Source organism: Leucobacter sp. wl10, from assembly GCF_003569785.1.
GTDB lineage: Bacteria > Actinomycetota > Actinomycetes > Actinomycetales > Microbacteriaceae > Leucobacter.
In genome coordinates this window covers 231855-251045 of sequence record NZ_KZ983987.1, presented here as the reverse complement: position 1 = coordinate 251045, position 19191 = coordinate 231855, and the positions used below count along the sequence as shown (strand labels likewise).

The window sequence follows — 19191 nt, the reverse complement described above, 5'->3', positions numbered from 1 at the left end:
TCTCTCAGTGGGCGACGGCCGCGGCGCCGTGCTCGTCGATCAGGTGGCCGGTCTCGAAGCGCTCGAGCGAGAACGGGGCGTTGAGCGGGTGCGCCTCGCCCGTCGCGATGGTGTGCGCGAACGTGAAGCCGGCTCCCGGCGTGCCCTTGAACCCGCCGGTACCCCAGCCGCAGTTGACGTACATGCCGTCGATCGGGGTGGCGGAGACGATCGGGGAGGCGTCGAGGGTCACGTCGACGGTGCCGCCCCAGGTGCGCAGCAGGTGCGCGCGGGCGAAGACGGGGAAGAGCTCGACGGCGGCGGCGAGCTGCTCCTCGACCACGTGGAAGCCGCCGCGCTGCCCGTACCCGTTGTACGCGTCGATGCCGGCGCCCATCACCAGCTCCCCCTTGTGCGCCTGCGACACGTAGACGTGCACGTGGTTCGACATGACGACGGTCGGGTGCACCGGCTCGAAGAGCTCCGAGACGAGCGCCTGCAGGGGGTGCGACTGGATGGGCAGCCTGAAGCCGGCCAGATCGGCGAGCACCGACGAGTTGCCGGCGGCCGCGAGGCCCACCCTCTTCGCCTCGATGCGGCCACGGCTGGTCTCGACGGCGACCACGCGGTCGCCCTCCTTGACGAAGCCCATGACCTCGCAGTTCTGAATGATGTCGACACCCATCTCGTCGCACTTGCGGGCGAAGGCCCACGCCACGTGATCGTGCTTCGCGATCCCCGCTCGAGGCTGGTAGGTGGCGCCCATCACCGGGTAGCGCAGGTCGTCGCCGATGTTGATGATGGGGCAGAGCTCCTTGACCTGGTGGGGTGTCAGCCACTCGGCGTCGACGCCGTTGAGCACGTTGGCGTTCACGCGCCGCTGCGACTCGCGCACGTCCTGCAGCGTGTGCGCGAGGTTCATCACGCCGCGCTGCGAGAACAGGAAGTCGTACTCGAGCTCCTCCGGCAAGCGCTCCCAGAGCTTGAGCGAGTGCTCGTAGATCCCCGCGGACTCGTCCCACAGGTAGTTGGAGCGGATGATGGTGGTGTTGCGGGCCATGTTGCCGCCCGCGAGCCAGCCCCGCTCGAGCACGGCGATGTTCGTCATGCCGTGGTTCTTCGCCAGATAGTAGGCGGTGGCGAGACCGTGGCCGCCGCCGCCCACGATCACCGCGTCGTAGCCGGGCCCGGGGTCGGGGTTGCGCCAGAGGAAGTCCGGGTGCTCAGGTAGCAGATCGGCCATGACTACGCTCCCATCGGGTCGAGTGCGGGGTAGAGGGGATGCGCGTCGGCGAGAGCGCGCACGCGATCGCGCAGGAGTGCGAGCGCCTCGGCGTCGGGGCCGCCCGGCTCCGTGCCCTCGACGAGCGCCTCGGCGATGACGTCAGCCGCCTCGGCGAAGGCCTCGTCGCCGAACCCGCGCGTCGCGAGCGCGGGTGTGCCGATGCGCAGGCCCGAGGTGACCATGGGCGGGCGCGGGTCGAACGGAACAGCGTTGCGGTTGACGGTGATGTCGATCGCGGCCAGCAGATCCTCGGCGGCCCGCCCGTCGAGCTCGGAGCGGCGCAGGTCGACGAGCACGAGGTGCACGTCGGTGCCGCCGGTGAGCACCGAGACGCCGCGATCGGCGATGTCGGGCCGGGAGAGCCGCTCAGCGAGGATCCGGGCTCCCTCGAGGGTGCGCCGCTGCCGCTCCGCGAAGCCGTCGCTCGCGGCGATCTTGAACGACACCGCCTTGCCCGCGATGACGTGCTCGAGCGGCCCGCCCTGCTGCCCCGGGAACACAGCGGAGTCGACCTTCTTGGCGATGTCCGCGTCGTTCGTGAGGATGATGCCGCCGCGGGGCCCGCCGAGCGTCTTGTGGGTGGTCGAGGTGGTCACGTGCGCGTGCGGCACCGGGCTCGGATGGAGGCCTGCGGCGACGAGACCGGCGAAGTGGGCCATGTCCACCATGAGCAGGGCGCCCACCTCGTCGGCGATGCTGCGGAACCGCTCGAAGTCGAGCTGCCGGGGGTAGGCCGACCAGCCCGCGATGATGAGCCGCGGACGGTGCTCCTCCGCCAGGCGCTCGACCTCGACCATGTCGACGCGGTGGGTCTCGGCGTCGACGCCGTAGGGCACGATGTTGTACAGCCTGCCCGAGAAGTTGAGCTTCATGCCGTGGGTGAGGTGGCCGCCGTGCGCGAGGTCGAGCCCCAGCACGGTGTCGCCCGGCCGGATGAGCGCGTGCATGACCGATGCGTTCGCCTGCGCCCCCGAGTGGGGCTGCACGTTGGCGAAAGCGGCACCGAAGAGCTCCTTGGCGCGGCCGATGGCGAGGGTCTCGATGGCGTCGACCTCCTCGCAGCCGCCGTAGTACCGACGCCCGGGATACCCTTCGGCGTACTTGTTGGTGAGCACCGAGCCCTGCGCCTGCATGACGGCTCGTGCGGTGTGGTTCTCGGACGCGATCATCTCGAGTCCGCTGCGCTGCCTCGCGAGCTCCGCGTCGATCCGCATCGCGATCTCCGGGTCGAGCTCCGCGATCGGCGCGTCGAGCTCGCGCGGAAGGCGCGGGGCGAATACCGGGGACCGTGTCATGGGAACTCCTTCGTCTCAGGGGCGGGATCCGCAGCGCCACTCTGATCGTCAACTCATATATCAGTCGGCCTCTTGTAGAGTATTCGAAGCGAGCAGCAGCGTCAAGCCGCGAGTCGGGGGCGCACGACTCTCGAAACCGCGCCCGCCCGGGCTGCGACCGCACGATCACGAGGACCGCCATGAAGCCGACGACCGAGGAGTCGAAGGCCGACCGCGCCTACCGCGAGTTGAAGCACCGGCTCATCCTGCTCGACATCGCCCCCGGAGACGCGATCAACGAGGTTGCGCTCAGCTCGGAGCTCGGCCTCGGTCGCACCCCCATTCGCGAAGCCCTCAAGCGACTCGAGAGCGACCGCCTCGTCGCCTTCTATCCCCGCCGCGGCACCTTCGCCACCGGTGTCGACATCACCGACCTGGCCGAGATCTCGGAGATGCGCGAGGTGCTCGAACCGCTCGCCGCGCGCAAGGCGGCCGCGGCGGCGCTCGACCCGGAGCTGCGACTCGAGTTCGAGGCCGTCGTGCGCGAGCTGGAGGGGGTCGGCTCCGGCGCCGATCAGCGACGGATGCTCGAGCACGACCTCAGGGTGCATCGACTCGTCTACCGCGCGGTGGGCAATCACCACCTCGCGGCCACGCTCACACGGCTCGATGATCTCGCCACCCGCATCTGGGGCCTGGTCCGCGATCGGATCCCCGACATCAGCGCGCACGTGGGCGAGCACGTCGAGCTGCTGCGCGCGATCCTCGACGGGGACGCTGATCGCGCCGCTGCGCTCTCCGAGGCGCACGTGCGACACTTCGAGGACACGGTGCGCTCGGTGCTGTAACGGGCGGCGGTGCCCCCGGGGCCGCCCTCGCGACCCGCTACCCCTCGTCGATCGCGCTCGTGATCCGCTCGATCGCCGCGTCGAGCGACTCTGCCGTGATCCGGCCCGCCTCAGCGGCATCGCCCCGGCGGATCGCCTCGATGAGACGTCGCTGGTGCACGAGCAGCGGCTCCCGCTCGCCCGACTCGATCTGCTGGCGCACTCCCACGATCTTGAACGAGCGGCAGCGCGACCACAGATGGCGGATGGTCTCGAGGAGCACGGGATTGCCCGAAGCCTCGTACACCAGCGCGAGGATCTCCTCGTCGCGATCGGTGTACTCCACGACGTCCTGCCTCTGCAGCGCACGCGCCATCTGCGCATACGCGACCTCCGCGTCGAGCAGGGCCTCCTCTGTCATGTGCGGCGCCCCGAGCCTCGTGGCCTCGATCTCGAGCACCGCCCTCACCTGATAGATGTGCAGCAGCTCCTCACCGCTCAGCACCTTCACCACGGTGCCGCGGTGCGGCAGATCCTCGACGAGCCCCAGGGCTTTGAGCCGCTTGACCGCTTCCCGGATCGGCATCGTGCTGATGCCGAGCTGGGCCGAGAGCTCCCCCGGCTGCAGGCGCTGACCCGGCGGGAACCGGCCGCTCATGATGGCGGAGTGGAGCACATCGAACGCGCGGTCCCCCACGCGCGGCGTCGCGTCGATCCTCTCCAGAGCCATGATGGCCATTTTAGCCCAGCTCCGACGGAGGATCCGCGCATCGAGGAGGGCTCCATCGACCGGCCGCCTCGGACGGGGCCGCCTGGAATCCGCGCGGATCCCGGGCCACCCCGATTCAAGCAGGCGGCCCCGGGGTCAGTGCGAGAAGCCCTGAGCCGTCTCGGCCAGCGTCTTGCCCTTCGTCTCGGGCGCGAGCCACTGCGAGAGCAGCGCGCCGGCGAGCGCGATGACCGCCGCGATGACCATGGTGGTGCTCGCCCCGAGATTCGTCATCGACCACGGCAGCGCGAATGTGCCCAGCGCGGCGCCGATCCGGCTGATCGCGGCGGCGAACCCCATGCCGATGCCTCGCACCTCGCTGGGGAACAGCTCCGAGGGGTAGATCTGCGTGAGCGTGTTGTACATCGCGTTGATGAACGAGAACGCCAGGAACATCGTGAGCACCAGCGCCGGCGGCGCGCCCGACCAGAGACCGATGACCAGCAGCAGCACCGTGGCCGCCCACTGCGTGGGAACCGTGAGCACGCGCCGGCCGACCTTGTCGACGAGCAGCACGCTCGTGACGACGCCGGCAGCCGCGAGCGCCGATAGCCCCACGCCGCTGACCCACTCGTTGTCGAGGCCGTACTTCTTGAGCACCTCGACGGCGAACGTCGCGATCGCGAAGTACGGCGTCACCGCGCAGAGCCAGAAGCCGGCGGTGAAGAGCGTCGCGCGCCAGTAACCGGGCGAGAACAGGGTGCCGAACGAGGCGCTCCTGAGCACTCGCTGCTCCTTGGCGGCCCGCGCCTCCTGGATCATCCTCAGGTCGATCTCCTGGGTGATGCTCTCGTGCATCTCCGAGGATCCGATGTAGCGCCGCGCGACGACCAGCGCCTCATCGCGGCGCCCCTTGGTGATGAGCCAGCTCGGCGATTCGGGGAGGCCGAGTCGCGCGAGGAACAGGACGAGTGCGAGCAGGGTGCTGGAGCCGAGGATGATCCGCCACGGCACTCCGGCCTGCTGCATGGAGGTGCCGACGACGAACGCGATCATGAAGCCGACGTACCAGGCGACCACGGTCACGCCGAGGAGGCGCCCCCGGAGCTTGGGCGGCGCGAACTCCGACATGAGCGGCCACCCGATCGCGTACTCGCCGCCGATCGCGACGCCCATGAGGAACCGGATCGCGAACAGCTGCACAGCGGCCGCGTCGCCCGAGGACACGAAGAACTGCAGGGCCGAGGCGACGAGGAAGAGCCCCATGTCGACGATGAACATAGGCTTGCGACCGAACTTGTCCGTGGCCCAACCGGCCAGCGGCGAGCCGACGAAGATCCCGAAGAGCGGAGCGGCCGCGATCGCCCCGATCCAGAAGTCGTCGAGCCGAGCGTCCTCGCGGATCAAGCCGGTGATCGGCCCCAGGATGCCCAGGATGTAACCGTCGAGGATCATGCCGCCGACGAGCACGGCGATGAGCCTCGCCATGAAGCGACGCTTGAACCGAGGAGTGGAGTCACCGGTTCTCGCGTCGCTGATGGAGCCCACGTCATCGAGGGGTCTATTCATGGTGCTGCCCTTCCTGCGCAACGGCCCGCACGAGTCCCGAGCGCCTCATCGCGCATTGTTGATCGAAATATGGGTGCTCAGCCCGCGCCCCGGCGGGGGTGGGCCTGCGGCCAAAAGAGAAACAGTCGAGGCGGAACAGCCACCTCATCGCGTCCGTCAATCGACTACATGAATGATCTTTGATCATCCGCGACCAATCATCGGGTACGTCCGCACGCCTGTCAACCCCAGCGGCGCGAATGCGGCGTCGAGCGACTCGCCGTACTGGCGAACATCACGGGCTTCAGCAGCACCCTGCTGGCTCGCTTGACACACTCCCCGGAAAACCACATCATTGAAGCCAATAGATGATCCTTGATCATCTTCGTGCGCCAGAGTATCCCGGATCGACATCGCATCCGGGCGTCGTCGCAGCCATCCTCGCCCGCGCTCCACTCGAAAGGCGGTCCAATGAAGGACACCATCATCATCGGTGGGGGCCTCGCGGGCCTCTCCGCCGCCTGGCGGCTCCGGCACTGGGACATCCAGGTGCTCGAGGCCGCCGGACGCGTGGGCGGGCGGGTCCACAGCGAGACGCGCGGCCCCTACGTGCTCAACTGGGGCGGGCACATGTACGCGGGCGAGGGCAGCTCCACCCAGCAGCTCCTCTCCGAGACCGGCACCCGCGCGATGCGCATCCCCGGTTCACTCCAGGGCATGGCCATGAACGGAAAGTTCTTGACGAGCGGGCCGATCCAGGCCTACCCGCTCCGGATCCCGATGAGCGCGTCGGATCGGTTCGCGATCCTCAGGGCCGGCACCAGGCTCAGCGTCGACGTGCTCCGCTACGCGGCGGCCGTGCGCACGCGCTCCGGCGAGTCGCCCGAGGACAGGCAGCAGCGCATCTTCGACTTCGAGAACGACCGCACCTTCGCAGAGTACATGGGCGACATCCCGAAGGCGGCGAAAGACTTCTACTTTCCCGTCGTCATGCGCTCGACCGCTGACCCCGATCAGATCGCCGCCGGCGCCGGCATCGGCTACTTCAGCCTCATCTGGGACATCGGACAGGGGCTCGGCAACGCGATCGTCGGAGGAGCCTCGACGATGACCGAGGGCATCGCCCAGACGGTGCGGGAGCGCGTCGACCTCGGCGCGCGGGTCGAGGAGGTCGTCTCGCACGCCGATCACGTGGTGGTCCGCTACACGCAGCACGGCAGCGCGCACGAGGTCGCCGCGCGCACGGCCGTGATCGCGACGCCCGCGCCGATCACCCGCCGCATCGCGGTCGATCTGCCGGAGGAGCTGCGCGATGCGCTCTCCAGGATCGAGTACGGCCCCCACGTCGCGGGCGCATTCCTCACCGACGAGGAGGACCCGATGCCCTACGACCGCATCTACGGCATCGCGACGCCCAACCGCTCCTTCACCGTCGCCCTCAACCAGGGCAATCTCGTGCACGGGGCCTCCTCCGCCCGCCGCCGCGGAGGCAGCATGATGACCTTCTCGCCCGCGAGCCTCGGGCGCAGACTGTTCGACCTTCCCGAGGACGAGATCATCGACATCCATCTCAGGGACCTCGACGAGATCTTCCCCGGTTTCCGCGGGCTCGTAACCGAGGCGCGCATCGAGAAGTTCGAGTTCGGCTCCCCCTACTGCTTCCCCGGACGCAGAAAGCTGCAGCCCGCGCTCACCCGCCCGACCGACCGGATCTTCCTGGCTGGCGACTTCCTCGGCACCCTCTACACGGAGACCGCGATCTCCTCCGGCTTCACCGCCGCCCAGCGCGCGATGAGCGCCCTCGCATCCGAGCGCCAGTCGCGCGCACTGCTCTGAACCCCGACCGCTCCATCCACCAGCAACCGAACAGGACACCCCATGACACAGAACCTCAGCGGTGTGCTCACCGCCCTGGCCACCCCGTTCGACGCCGACGAGAACCTCGACCTCCGCCTGCTGCGCAAGGTCGTCGACCGGTCCGTCGACGCCGGGGTCGACGGCGTCGTCGCCGGAGGCTCCACCGGCGAGTTCTCGGCCCTCGACTCGGACGAGCGCCGGCTGCTCGTGGACACCGTGATCGAGCACACCGCCGGCCGCGTTCCGGTGATCGCCCAGACCGGCGCCACGACCACGAGAGCCGCGATCAGCCTCTCCCGCGCCGCGCAGGCGGGCGGCGCCGACGTGCTGATGCTCGTCACGCCCTACTACGAGCCGCTGAGCCTCGAGGAGACGGTGAGCTACATCAAGGACGTCGCGGCGGCGGTCGAGATCCCCATCATGCTCTACAACATCCCCGCCGCTACCGGGGTCAACCTCGATCCGGACACCATCGCCTCCCTCGCCGCCGAGATACCGCACGTCAGATACGTCAAGGATTCGTCGGCCGACTGGGAGCAGGCGCTCCAGCTGATCCACCACCACGGCGACGAGATCGGCACCTTCATCGGCTGGGACAGCTACCTCTTCGGCGCGCTGGCCGAGGGCGCCGCGGGCGTCATGGCGGGAGCGGCCAACGTCGTGCCGGAGGAGATCGTCGCCGTCGCGGGCAAGATCCGAGCCGGCGATCTCGACGGCGCGCTCGACGAGTGGCGACGGCTCTACCCGGTCATCGACGCCATGCTATCGGCTCCCTTCATCCAGGCCGTCAAGGCCGGGCTCGAATTGCGGGGCCTGCCCGTCGGCCTCCCGCGCGCGCCACTCGCCCCCGCCACGGCGGAGGTGCGGAACCGCATCGAGGCCGCGCTCGCACCGTTCCAGGCGAACTGACCACCGGAGAGGAGACGCAGACCATGAGTGAGCTGCTCAGCATGGAGGAGTACCGTGAGATAGCTGCGGGTCTGACCCTGCCGGGAGAGGCCTTCATCGACGGGGCCTTCCGGCCTGCGCTGTCGGGGAGGACCTTCGGCACCGTCAATCCCGCGACGGGCGCGCCCCTGACCGAGATCGCCGCCTGCGCGGCCGAGGACGTGGACCTCGCGGTCGCGGCCGCACGCGCATCGTTCGATGACGGCCGCTGGTCGCGGCTGCACCCGGCCGAGCGCAAGGACGCTCTGCTGCGGCTCGCGTCGCTCCTGGAGGAGCACGCGCGCGAACTGGCGGTCATGGAGAGCATCGACAGCGGCAAGACGATCCTCGACTGCGAGACCGTCGACGTGCCCGAGACGATCTCGGTCATCAGGTGGCACGCGGAACTGATCGACAAGATCTACGACCAGGTCTCCCCCGCCTCCGACTCCCACATCGCGATGGTCGTGCGCGAGCCGGTCGGCGTCGTCGGCCTCGTACTGCCTTGGAACTTCCCCCTGCTCATGCTCGCCTGGAAGATCGGACCGGCCCTGGCCGCCGGCTGCTCGGTGGTGCTCAAGCCGGCCGGCGAGACGACGCTGACCGCGCTGCGCGTCGCAGAGCTGGCCGCGGAGGCCGGGATCCCGGCGGGCGTGCTGAACGTCGTACCGGGCTCGGGATCCGAGGTCGGCCGGCCGATCGGGCTGCACCCCGGCATCGACATGGTGAGCTTCACCGGCTCGACCGCGACTGGGCGCCGCTTCCTGCACTACTCAGCCGACAGCAACATCAAGGACATCGTGCTCGAGCTCGGCGGCAAGAACCCCTGCGTGGTGCTCGACGACGCCGAGGATCTCGACGCCGTGGCCGAGCACGTCGTCAACGGGGCCTTCTGGAACATGGGCGAGAACTGCTCCGCCGCGTCGCGCCTGATCGTGCAGCGCGGCATCAGGGATCGCCTGCTCGAACGCGTCGAGGCCGCGGCCGCGCAGTGGCGCGTCGGAGACCCGCTCGACCCGGCCGTGCGGGTCGGGGCCCTGGTCTCGGAGACGCACTTCGAGAAGGTCGGCGGCTACCTGGATCTCGCGAACGACGAGACCGTCATACTGGGCGGCGGCATCCCGGCCGAGGGGTTCGTCGAACCCACGATCGTCGAGACCGCACACGGCTCCCGTCTGGCGACCGAGGAGATCTTCGGCCCGATCCTCAGCGTGATCACGGTCGACACCTTCGAAGAGGCCATCGCGGTCGCCAACGACACCGAGTACGGCCTCGCGGCCTCGATCTTCTCCGCCAACGGCAAACGCGCCCTCCGCGGCGCACGCATGCTGCGAGCCGGCACCGTCACCGTCAACAGCTTCGGCGAGGGCGACATCACCACCCCGTTCGGCGGCTACAAGCAGTCGGGCTTCGGCGGCCGCGACAACTCGACCCACGCCCACGACCAGTACACGCAGCTGAAGACCATCTGGCTCGACCTCGACTGACGCAGACCCAAACGAGCACGACAGCGCGAGGCCGCATCCGGCGGCCCGTTGCGATTCCTGGTCGCCTTCGTGAGACGCCCGAGCGCCGCCACCCGGCTCACTTCGCGGGGGGCCGCTCCGGGTCCTCTCCGTCATCGACCCGGATCGCGCCCGTAGCCGAGGCGCTCGATCCCTCGATCGGCGCCGACTCCCCCGCCCCGAGCGCCGCATCGCCGCGTCGCAGGATCGAGATCGGCGCCGTGAGCGTCTCCGTCTGCTTGCCCGGGTCATCGTCGAGCCCCGGCCGCCCCGCGTGCGTGACGGCGAAGTGCAGTCCGCGCTCGCGGTGGAAGCGCAGGCGCCGATCCGTGAACAACCAGGCGATCCCGACCCCGAAGGCGAGCAGGCCGGCCGCAGCGCTGATGATGAGCGTCGACCTGGGTCCGAGCGCGTCGGCCGCCACCCCCACGAGCGGCGCGCCCACCGGAGTGCCTCCCATGAGGATGGCCATGTAGAGCGCGAGCACGCGCCCTCTCACCGCCGGGTCCGCCGTGGTCTGCACGAAGCCGTTGGCGGTGGTGAGCATCGTCGAGATCGCGAGGCCGAAGAACACGAGCGTCGCGGCGAAGCTCCAGAAGGTCGGCATGAAGGCGGCCACGAGACTCACGACGCCGACGCCGCCGACGGCGATGATGATGACGCGCATGCGGGCATCCGGACGCCGCGCCGAGAGCAGGGCGCCCGCGAGCGAGCCGACCGCGAGGATCGACGAGAGCAGGCCGTAGTCGCTCGCCCCCCGCCCGAACTCGACCGCCATGGTCGACGAGATGACCGGGAAGTTCATGCTGAACGCGCCGACGAGGAACACGATCACGAAGATCACCAGCAGGTCGTGGCGCCGGCGCACGTAGCGGAAGCCCGCCGAGAGCTGACGCAGCTGCGATTCGCGGCGAGACGAGGCCGGCGCCGGCGCCGGGCGAGCGTCGATGAGCAGCAGCGCGCCGAGCACCGCGAGGAACGAGGCCGCGTTGATGAGGAACACCCAGCCCGAGCCGACCACCGCGATGAGCACGCCCGCCACCGCCGGGCCGACGAGCCGCGCCGAGTTGAACGAGGCCGAGTTGAGCGCCACCGCGTTGGAGAGCTGACTCGTGCCGACGAGGTCGGAGACGAACGCCTGCCGCGAGGTCGTATCGAAGGCGTTCACGATGCCGAGCGCGAGCGCGAAGCCGTACAGATGCCAGAGGTGCGCCTGCCCGGTGACGAGCAGCACGCCCAGACCCACCGCGAGCAGCATCAGCAGCGACTGCGTGACGAGCAGCACGCGCCGCCGGTCGAAGCGATCCGCCACCGCTCCGCTGAACGGCACGAGCAGCAGCTGCGGGCCGAACTGCAGCGCCATGGTGATGCCGACCGCCGAAGCGTTGTTGTCGGTGAGCTCGGTGAGCACCACCCAGTTCTGAGTGGTCGCCTGCATCCACGCGCCGATGTTCGAGACGAGCGCGCCGACGAACCAGATGCGGTAGTTGCGTACGGCGAGCGAGCGGAACATGTTCGACACGGAGCGGGCGACCTCCTCGGCTTGGCATCCCCGTCTACCCTACCCCCGCGCAGAACCCCCGCGCAGAGGGCGCAGCGCCGAGGCCGATCCGGTCGCACCGGTCCCGACGGGCTTCGCCCGCCCGACCGAGCCGGAGCCTAGAACTTGCCGCCCATGTCGAGCAGCCTCCGGATGCGATCCGGGATCGGCGGGTGCGTGGCGAAGAGCCGCTGCACGACGCCCGGTTTGAGCGGGTCGGCGATCCACAGGTGCGCCATGCTCGACTGCTGCTTCTGCAGCGGCCGGCCGTGCTCGGAGAGCTTGTGCAGCGCGCTCGCGAGGGCCTCCGGGTGGCGGGTCGTGAGCACGCCGGTCGCATCGGCGAGGTACTCCCGCTGCCGGGAGACGGCGAGCTGCACGATCGTGGCGATGAGCGGGGCGACGATCATCGCAACGAGCCCGAAGATCAGCATCACCGGGTTGCCGTTGTTGTTGCTGCGGCCGAAGAAGGCCATGCGCACGAGCACATCGGAGATCATGCCGACGGCGACCACGAGACCGTAGACGATCATCGAAACGCGGATATCGTAGTTGCGCACGTGACCCAGCTCGTGCGCCATGACGCCCTCGAGCTCCGAGTCGGTCATGATCTCGAGCAAGCCCGTGGTGGCCGCGACCATCGCGTGCTCGGGATCCCGCCCCGTCGCGAAGGCGTTCGGCGCCGGATCGCTCACCACGTACACCTCCGGCATGGGGGTGCCGGTGGTGATCGACAGGTTCTCGACGATGCGGTAGAGGCGCGGGTTGTCGGCCTCGGTGATGCGCTTCGCCCCGCTCATCGAGATGGCCTGCCGCCCGGCCGCGAAGTACTGGAACGCGGCGTACGCGACGGCGAAGGCCACCACCGCGATGACGACGCCCGTCGAGTCGTAGATGTACGACGCGAGCCAACCCAGCCCGCCCACGACGGCGACGAACAGCAGGATGATGAGGAAGCTGTTGACCTTGTTGCGGCGTATGGCGCTGTACACGGCCCGCCCCGACTAGAACTGGATGCGCGGCGGCTCCGAGATCGAGGCGACGTCGTCCACCTCGAAGAACTCGCGCTCGGTGAAGCCCATCGCACGCACGAAGACGGTGTTCGGGAACACCTGGATCTTGGTGTTGTACTCGCGCACACCGCCGTTGTAGAAGCGCCGGGCGGCCTGGATCTTGTTCTCCGTGTCGACCAGCTCGCTCTGCAGCTGCAGGAAGTTCTGACTCGCCTGCAGCTGGGGATACGCCTCGGCGACCGCGAAGATGCTCTTGAGCGCCTGTTGCATGTGGTTCTCGGCGACCGACGCTTCGGCGGGGCCCTCGGCGGAGATGGTCTCCGCGCGCGCCTTCGTCACCGCCTCGAAGACGCCCCTCTCGTGGGCGGCGTAGCCCTTGACCGTCTCGATGAGCGCTGGAATGAGGTCGGCCCGGCGCTTCAACTGCACGGTGATGTCGCTCCATGCCTCATCGACGCGCACGCGCAGCGTGACGAGGGAGTTGTAAGTGATCCAGACGTACCCGATCAGCAGGACGAGAACACCGGCCGCGATGAGCGCGGCAATCAATCCACCAGTCATGGGCGCATCCTATCCGTTTCGCCCAGGAAAGCCCTGTGCTTCGCTGCCGCGTCCGGCGCAGTCCCGAGGGCGGCGCCGGCGAGACGCATGCCGCCGGGTGCTCCTCGCAGCACCCGCGCGCTCGTCTGCGCTCGTCGTCACCCGTCGCGCAGATCCCGCTCGATCTCCGCCTCCCAAGCCGCTCGCTCCGCGGCGCGACGCGCGCGCCACGCACGCACCCGCAGGTACACGGTGAGCAGCACCACGACGACGATCAGCGCGACGAGCACGAACTTGGCGAATCCCACCCTCCCAGCCTACCGGGCACTCGAGGAGTGGCTTTCGCAACGGCCTCGGGGCGGCGGCCGTGGGAGGATAGACGTTGCCCCCCATAGCCCAACCGGCAGAGGCAGCCGACTTAAAATCGGCACAGTCTGGGTTCGAATCCCAGTGGGGGGACTCGGAACACGCGATCAGGCCCTCACGGCTGCGCGTCGACGCACGCAATCGCGCCGTGCTCGCCGCCGACATCCGGGGGCGTACTGACGCGATCCACCGGGTGATTTCGGCGTTGACAGGGTTTGCCACCGCTGACACAATATGGCCTCGTGGGGGAAGAGATCGGGCGTCGGGCTGTGCTGAAGACCGCGGCGTGGTCAGCGCCGGTGGTCGCGCTCGCCGTCGCGACTCCGATGAGTGCCGCCTCGACGCTCGGTCTGGACGTAGACCTGCAGGCGTACCGGTACAGCACCGGTACTGCCGACATGATCTTCACCGCGAACAACCCGACCGCAGCAGTCCTGCGCATGACCGTGTTCATCCCCACCCAGTTCGGCGCCGGCATCCGAGTAGCGAGCGTCACCCCCGGGTCGTGGACCGCCGATTGGACGGCGGACGGGGGCTACCTGACCCGGGACCTGCCGGCAGGCTCGAGCAACAACGTCATCTATTTCTCCTGCGTCGGCCCGACCCAGGCGTCGGCTGCCGTCACGGTCACCGCGACGTCCCCGGGGTATCCGTCCGCATCCCCGACCGTCGTCATCACGATCCCCTGAACGGGGAGCCGCCTCGACGGCAGTCGGCCGATGCCGCACAGAGCAAGCCCCGCCGTCGGGCAGAACGGCGGGGCTTACTGGTTCGGGGGCGCGGGTTACGCGCCGAGGCGCTCGCGCAGACCGGCGAGCTGCCCTCGCAGCGCCGCCGGCACGCGGTCGCCGAACCGCGCGAAGAACTCCTCGGTGAGGTCGGCCTCGGCGAGCCACGACGCCGGGTCGATGGAGAACAGCTCCTCGAGGGCGGTCTCGGGCACCTCGATGCCGTCGAGGTTGAGCTCTCCCGCGGCGGGCACGGTGCCGATCGGGGTCTCGCGCCCCCGGGCCTCGCCCTCGACGCGGCGGATGATCCAGTCGATCACGCGCGAGTTGTCGCCGAAGCCGGGCCACAGGAAGCGGCCGTCGGCGCCCTTGCGGAACCAGTTGACCTGGAAGATCTGCGGCGCCCTGTCGCCGAGCCTCTCGCCCATCTCGAGCCAGTGGCCCCAGTAGTCGGCCATGTTGTACCCGCAGAAGGGCAGCATGGCGAAGGGATCGCGGCGCAGCTCGCCCACCGTGCCCTCCTGGGCGGCCGTCTTCTCCGAGGAGATGGTGGCGCCCATGAACACGCCGTGCTCCCACGACATCGACTGCGCGACGAGCGGCACGTTGGTGGCGCGGCGGCCGCCGAACAGGATCGCGTCGAGGGGCACGCCGTCCTGCTCGTACCAGTCCTGCGCGAGCGTCGGGGTCTGCTGGATCGGCACGGTGAAGCGCGAGTTGGGGTGCGCGGCGGGGCGATCCGCGTCCGGCGTCCAGTCGTTGCCCTGCCAGTCGATCAGGTGCGCGGGCACCTCGTCGGTCTTGCCCTCCCACCACACGTCGCCGTCGTCGGTCAGCGCGACGTTGGTGAAGACGGTGTTGCCCCAGAGCGTCTCCATGGCCACCGGGTTGGTCGACTCGCCGGTGCCGGGGGCGACGCCGAAGAAGCCGGCCTCGGGGTTGATGGCGTAGAGCCGCCCGTCCTTGCCGGGGCGCAGCCACGCGATGTCGTCGCCGATGGTCTCCACCTTCCAACCGGGGATGGTCGGCTGCAGCATGGCGAGGTTGGTCTTGCCGCAGGCGGAGGGGAACGCCGCCGAGAGGTGGTAGGCCTTGCCGGTCGCGGTGTCGGTGAGCTTGAGCAGCAGCATGTGCTCGGCGAGCCACCCCTCGTTGCGGCCCATCACCGAGGCGATGCGCAGCGCGAAGCACTTCTTCGAGAGCAGGGCGTTGCCGCCGTAGCCGGAGCCGTACGACCACACCTCGAGGGTCTCCGGGAAGTGGGAGATGTACTTGGTGTCGTTGCAGGGCCACGCGACGTCGATCGCGTCCGCCTCGAGCGGAGCGCCGACCGAGTGCACGGTGCGCACCCACTCGCTGCCCGGGGTGATGCCGTCGAGGGCGGTCTGGCCCATGCGCGTCATGATGCGCATGTTGAGCACGGCGTACGGCGAGTCGGTGATCTCGATCCCGAGCTGGGTGATGGCGCCGCCGACCGGGCCCATCGAGAACGGCACCACGTACATCGTGCGGCCCCGCATGGAGCCGTCGAAGAGCGGCATGAGCTCCGCCTTCATATCGGCGGGCGCGACCCAGTTGTTCGTCGGGCCCGCGTCCTCCTCCGTCTCGGAGCAGATGAAGGTGCGATCCTCGACGCGCGCCACGTCGGCGGGGTGCGAGCGGGCCAGGAAGCTGCCGGGGCGCAGATCCTTGTTGAGCGGGATCAGCGAGCCCGCCTCGACCATCTCGGTCGTGATGCGGTTCCACTCCTCCTGCGAGCCGTCGCACCAGATCACCTCGGCCGGTCCGGTCAGTTCGGCGATCTCGGTCACCCACCGCAGCACGTCCTCGTTGGACGTGGTGGCGTTCTCACGCACGAGATCGGCGATAGTGGTCTCGGCTTCGATGACCTGGGTGGCGCTCATGACGGTTGCTCTCCTCGGGTTCACACTGTGTCGGTGAAGATCGGTGACATATCCATTCTCGGCAAGCGATCCATCGTTCACTCACCAATCCGGGTGTTAATTTTTAGGATTTTTGCCGTATAGTCAAGATGTGACTCCCGATGCAACCCCGACGCAGAGCGAGGCGGAACTCGACCGGATGCTGCTCGGCAAGCGCCTCCGGCACTTCCGCACGCGGGCGGGCCTCACGCTCGACCAGCTCGGCGAGCGGGTGGGCGTCGCGGCCAGCCAGCTCTCCCTCGTCGAGAACGGCCGCCGCGAACCGAGACTCGGGCTGCTGCAGGCGGTGGCCCGCGAGCTCGAGGTCGATCCCTCCGAGCTGCTGAAGCGGGAGCCCCCGGATCGTCGCAGCGCGCTCGAGATCGAACTCGAGCGGGCGCAGAGCGCTCCCAGCTATCTGCGCCTGGGCCTCCCGCACGTGCGCGCGCCGCGCACCCTCGGCGACGACACCCTCGAGTCCCTCGTCGGCCTGCACCGCGAACTCGCGAGGCGATCCCGCGCAGCGGCCACCACATCGGAAGAGGCCCGACGCGCCAACACCGCCATCCGGATGCAGATGCGCGAGCGCGACAACTACATCCACGAGATCGAGCTCGTGGCGTCCGACCTCATGCGCCGCATCGGGCACGGGGCGGGGGCGGTCACGCACCGCGAGGTCGCCATCGCCGCCGAACTGCTGGGCTTCACCCTCATCTTCGTCGACGAGCTGCCCTCCAACACCCGCAGCATCACCGACCTCGAGAACGGGCGCATCTACCTGCCGCCCGCGTCGATCCCGGGCGGTCACGGCCTGCGCTCGCTCGCGCTGCAGGCCATGGCGCACCGGGTGCTCGGGCACGCGGAGCCGTCGAGCTACGCGGAGTTTCTCGAGCAGCGGCTGCAGATCAACTACTTCGCTGCGGCGTGCCTCATGCCCGAGGCGCGCGCGGTCGACTCTCTGCAACAGGCCAAGCGCAACCGCAATCTGGCGATCGAGGATCTGCGCGACGCATTCGGGGTGACACACGAGGCGGCTGCGCACCGCTTCACCAACCTCGCGACCCGGCACCTCGACCTGCGGGTGCACCACTACCGCGCCGACGGCGCCGGCGCGCTGGTGCGCGGCTACGAGAACGACGGCCTGCCCTTCCCCAGCGACGACTCCGGATCGATCGAGGGCGAGCCGCTGTGCCACAAGTGGGGGGGCCGCACGGCGTTCAACCGCACCAACCGCACCAGCGAGTTCTACCAGTACACCGACACGCCGGCCGGCACCTACTGGTCGAGCGTGCAGACCGGGGAGGCCGAGCAGGGAGCGTTCGCGATCGCGTGCGGCGTTCCCTTCGACGACGCGAAGTGGTTCCGCGGGCGCGACACGGGCGAGCGCCGCGTGTCGACCTGCCCCGACGAGAGCTGCTGCCGCACCCCCAGCCCGGACCTGCTGGCCCGCTGGCAGGGGAAGGCCTGGCCCAGCGCCCGCATGCACGCGCACGTGCTGTCGCCGCTGCCGACCGGCAGCTTTCCCGGCGTCGACGATACGGAGATGTACAAGTTCCTCTCGAGGCACGCTCCCGCCGAGTAGACGGTCTGCCCAGCCTCCCCCGCACGCTCGCCCCGCGCAGCCCGACAGGGCGATCGACGCTCAGAGAGGACAGAATCTGAGTTCTTGTCCTCCTGAGCGCGGGTCGCCTGCTTGAACGGCGCGCGGACGCAGGGCGCCGCAGGCGCGGATCCCGCCTACGCCCTGGGGCGGGCGGCGAACTCCTCGAAGATCTCGCGCGGCCGCTGCGCGGCCTCGATGTTGACGATGTCGCGACCCAGGAAGAAGTGGCCCACCCAGCCGCCGAACACGCGCCACTTGCGCTCCCACGAGGGGATCGCGAGGCCGTGGTAGAACCGGTGCGCGAGCCAGGCGAAGTAGCCCTTCAGGGCGAAACCGCCCGACTGGAACACGCCCGTGTTGACGCCGAGACCGGCGACCGCGCCCGCGTTCTTGTGGTTGTACTCGCGCACGCCCTCGCCGCGCAGGTCGGCGGCGATGTTCTTGGCGAGCAGCTTGCCCTGCCGCACCGCGTGCTGCGCGTTGGGCACGCAGAAGCCGCCCGGTCCGGGAGTCGGCGAGATGTCGGGCACCTGCGACGTATCGCCCGCGGTCCAGGCGCCCTCGAGCTCCTGCCCCTCCTCCGTGGTGATGCGGAGGTTGGGGCTGCCGATGACGTGGCCGCGGGGTCCGATGGGCAGGTCCGTGCCGCGCAGGAACGGGCGGGGCATGACCCCCGCGGTCCACACGATGAGGTCCGACTCGTAGTGCTCGCCGGTGGAAAGCTCGATCCTGCCGTCGACGGCCGACGAGAGCTGCGTGTCGAGGTGGATCTCGACGCCGCGACGGGTCTGGTCCTTGACCACCCAGTCCGCGGTCTTCTCGGACACCTCGGGCATGATGCGGCCCATGGCCTCGACCAGGTGGAAGACGGTCTCGTCGAAGTCGATCTCGGGGTAGCGACGCAGCAGCGAGGTCGCGAAGGACCGCAGTTCGGAGATGGTCTCGATGCCCGCGAAGCCGCCGCCCACGACGGTCACGGTGAGCAGGCGGGCGCGCTCGTCCGAGCCCTTCGGCAGCGACGCCGCGCGCTCGAAGTTGCCGACGAGACGATCGCGCACCGCGATGGCCTCCTCGATGGTCTTCATGCCGATCGCGTTGTCGGCGATGCCCGCGATGGGGAACGTGCGCGAAACCGAGCCCGTGGTGACGACGATGTGGTCGTACTGGAAGTCGAAGGGCTCACCGACGTTGGGAACGACGGTCGCGGTCTTCGCCGCGTGGGAGATGCCCGTCACCTTGCCCGCGATGTTCGCCGTGCTGGTCAGGTGGCGACGGCGCGCCACGACCGCGTGACGCGGCTCGATCGAGCCCGACGCCACCTCGGGCAGGAACGGCAGGTAGGCCATGTACGGCAGGGGGTCGACGATCGTCACCTCGGCCTCGCCCGCCCGCAGCAGTTTCTCGAGCTTCCATGCGGTGTAGAAGCCGGCGTAGCCACCACCGACGATCAGAATCTTCTTCGCCACGAAGCGATCTCCTTGATGCAATGATCGGGATTGTGAGCCCGACTCGCGGGCACAGAAAAAAGCGGGCGCCTTGCGCCCACGCAGACAACTCTACCCCGTTTT

General features: G+C 69.3%; 16 protein-coding genes and 1 tRNA gene. 7 read left to right on the top strand and 10 right to left on the bottom strand.

What is annotated here, in order from left to right:
- Positions 1 to 4: 4 nt before the first annotated feature.
- Both D1J51_RS01190 and glyA read right to left on the bottom strand, forming a co-directional pair.
- Positions 5 to 1222, bottom strand: a complete 1218-nt coding sequence (locus tag D1J51_RS01190; protein WP_119073338.1) for a sarcosine oxidase subunit beta family protein — start codon at positions 1220 to 1222, stop codon at positions 5 to 7.
- A gap of 2 nt (positions 1223 to 1224) precedes the next feature.
- Complete coding sequence (gene glyA / locus D1J51_RS01185; RefSeq protein ID WP_119073337.1) at positions 1225 to 2559, bottom strand: serine hydroxymethyltransferase; 1335 nt, start codon at positions 2557 to 2559, stop codon at positions 1225 to 1227.
- Between the two features lie 179 nt (positions 2560 to 2738).
- Here glyA and D1J51_RS01180 point away from each other — a divergent pair, with 179 nt between their 5' ends.
- Positions 2739 to 3386 (top strand): GntR family transcriptional regulator, encoded by a 648-nt coding sequence (locus tag D1J51_RS01180; RefSeq protein WP_119073336.1) that lies wholly within the window; start codon positions 2739 to 2741, stop codon positions 3384 to 3386.
- Positions 3387 to 3423: 37 nt separating this feature from the next.
- Here D1J51_RS01180 and D1J51_RS01175 read toward each other — a convergent pair whose 3' ends face one another.
- A complete protein-coding gene (locus D1J51_RS01175) occupies positions 3424 to 4095 on the bottom strand; it encodes a GntR family transcriptional regulator (RefSeq protein ID WP_119073548.1) in 672 nt (223 codons plus the stop codon).
- Between the two features lie 135 nt (positions 4096 to 4230).
- Positions 4231 to 5562: an MFS transporter gene (locus tag D1J51_RS01170; protein ID WP_205547616.1), complete on the bottom strand. Its 1332-nt coding sequence runs from the start codon at positions 5560 to 5562 to the stop codon at positions 4231 to 4233.
- 531 nt (positions 5563 to 6093) lie between these two features.
- Between D1J51_RS01170 and D1J51_RS01165 the strand changes: the two genes are divergently transcribed.
- The 3 genes from D1J51_RS01165 to D1J51_RS01155 are packed head-to-tail and all read left to right on the top strand — an operon-like array spanning position 6094 to position 9893.
- The gene (locus D1J51_RS01165) at positions 6094 to 7458 is read left to right on the top strand and encodes a flavin monoamine oxidase family protein (RefSeq protein ID WP_119073334.1); all 1365 of its coding nucleotides are present in this window, start codon (positions 6094 to 6096) and stop codon (positions 7456 to 7458) included.
- A gap of 42 nt (positions 7459 to 7500) precedes the next feature.
- Positions 7501 to 8388, top strand: coding sequence for a 4-hydroxy-tetrahydrodipicolinate synthase (gene dapA / locus D1J51_RS01160; protein ID WP_119073333.1), 888 nt, complete (start codon positions 7501 to 7503; stop codon positions 8386 to 8388).
- Between the two features lie 23 nt (positions 8389 to 8411).
- The gene (locus D1J51_RS01155; RefSeq protein WP_119073332.1) at positions 8412 to 9893 is read left to right on the top strand and encodes an aldehyde dehydrogenase; all 1482 of its coding nucleotides are present in this window, start codon (positions 8412 to 8414) and stop codon (positions 9891 to 9893) included.
- A 97-nt stretch (positions 9894 to 9990) separates the two neighbouring features.
- On the opposite strand, the gene D1J51_RS01150 is transcribed toward D1J51_RS01155, so the two are convergent.
- The 4 genes from D1J51_RS01150 to D1J51_RS17760 form a co-directional block, all read right to left on the bottom strand.
- The gene (locus D1J51_RS01150; protein WP_119073547.1) at positions 9991 to 11424 is read right to left on the bottom strand and encodes an MFS transporter; all 1434 of its coding nucleotides are present in this window, start codon (positions 11422 to 11424) and stop codon (positions 9991 to 9993) included.
- Between the two features lie 146 nt (positions 11425 to 11570).
- Entirely contained in the window at positions 11571 to 12443 is an 873-nt protein-coding gene (locus D1J51_RS01145; protein ID WP_119073331.1) for a M48 family metallopeptidase, read from the bottom strand.
- 12 nt (positions 12444 to 12455) lie between these two features.
- Entirely contained in the window at positions 12456 to 13025 is a 570-nt protein-coding gene (locus D1J51_RS01140) for a LemA family protein (protein WP_119073330.1), read from the bottom strand.
- A 137-nt stretch (positions 13026 to 13162) separates the two neighbouring features.
- Positions 13163 to 13312, bottom strand: coding sequence for a hypothetical protein (locus D1J51_RS17760; protein WP_162903598.1), 150 nt, complete (start codon positions 13310 to 13312; stop codon positions 13163 to 13165).
- A gap of 77 nt (positions 13313 to 13389) precedes the next feature.
- Between D1J51_RS17760 and D1J51_RS01135 the strand changes: the two genes are divergently transcribed.
- Positions 13390 to 13463, top strand: a tRNA-Leu gene (locus D1J51_RS01135).
- 149 nt (positions 13464 to 13612) lie between these two features.
- Positions 13613 to 14059 (top strand): hypothetical protein, encoded by a 447-nt coding sequence (locus D1J51_RS01130; RefSeq protein WP_162903597.1) that lies wholly within the window; start codon positions 13613 to 13615, stop codon positions 14057 to 14059.
- A 95-nt stretch (positions 14060 to 14154) separates the two neighbouring features.
- On the opposite strand, the gene D1J51_RS01125 is transcribed toward D1J51_RS01130, so the two are convergent.
- Positions 14155 to 16002, bottom strand: a complete 1848-nt coding sequence (locus D1J51_RS01125) for a phosphoenolpyruvate carboxykinase (GTP) (protein WP_119073328.1) — start codon at positions 16000 to 16002, stop codon at positions 14155 to 14157.
- A gap of 178 nt (positions 16003 to 16180) precedes the next feature.
- Between D1J51_RS01125 and D1J51_RS01120 the strand changes: the two genes are divergently transcribed.
- Positions 16181 to 17602, top strand: coding sequence for a helix-turn-helix domain-containing protein (locus tag D1J51_RS01120; protein WP_119073546.1), 1422 nt, complete (start codon positions 16181 to 16183; stop codon positions 17600 to 17602).
- Between the two features lie 155 nt (positions 17603 to 17757).
- On the opposite strand, the gene D1J51_RS01115 is transcribed toward D1J51_RS01120, so the two are convergent.
- On the bottom strand, positions 17758 to 19089 hold the full coding sequence (locus D1J51_RS01115; RefSeq protein ID WP_119073327.1) for an NAD(P)/FAD-dependent oxidoreductase: 1332 nt from the start codon (positions 19087 to 19089) through the stop codon (positions 17758 to 17760).
- Positions 19090 to 19191 lie beyond the last annotated feature (102 nt).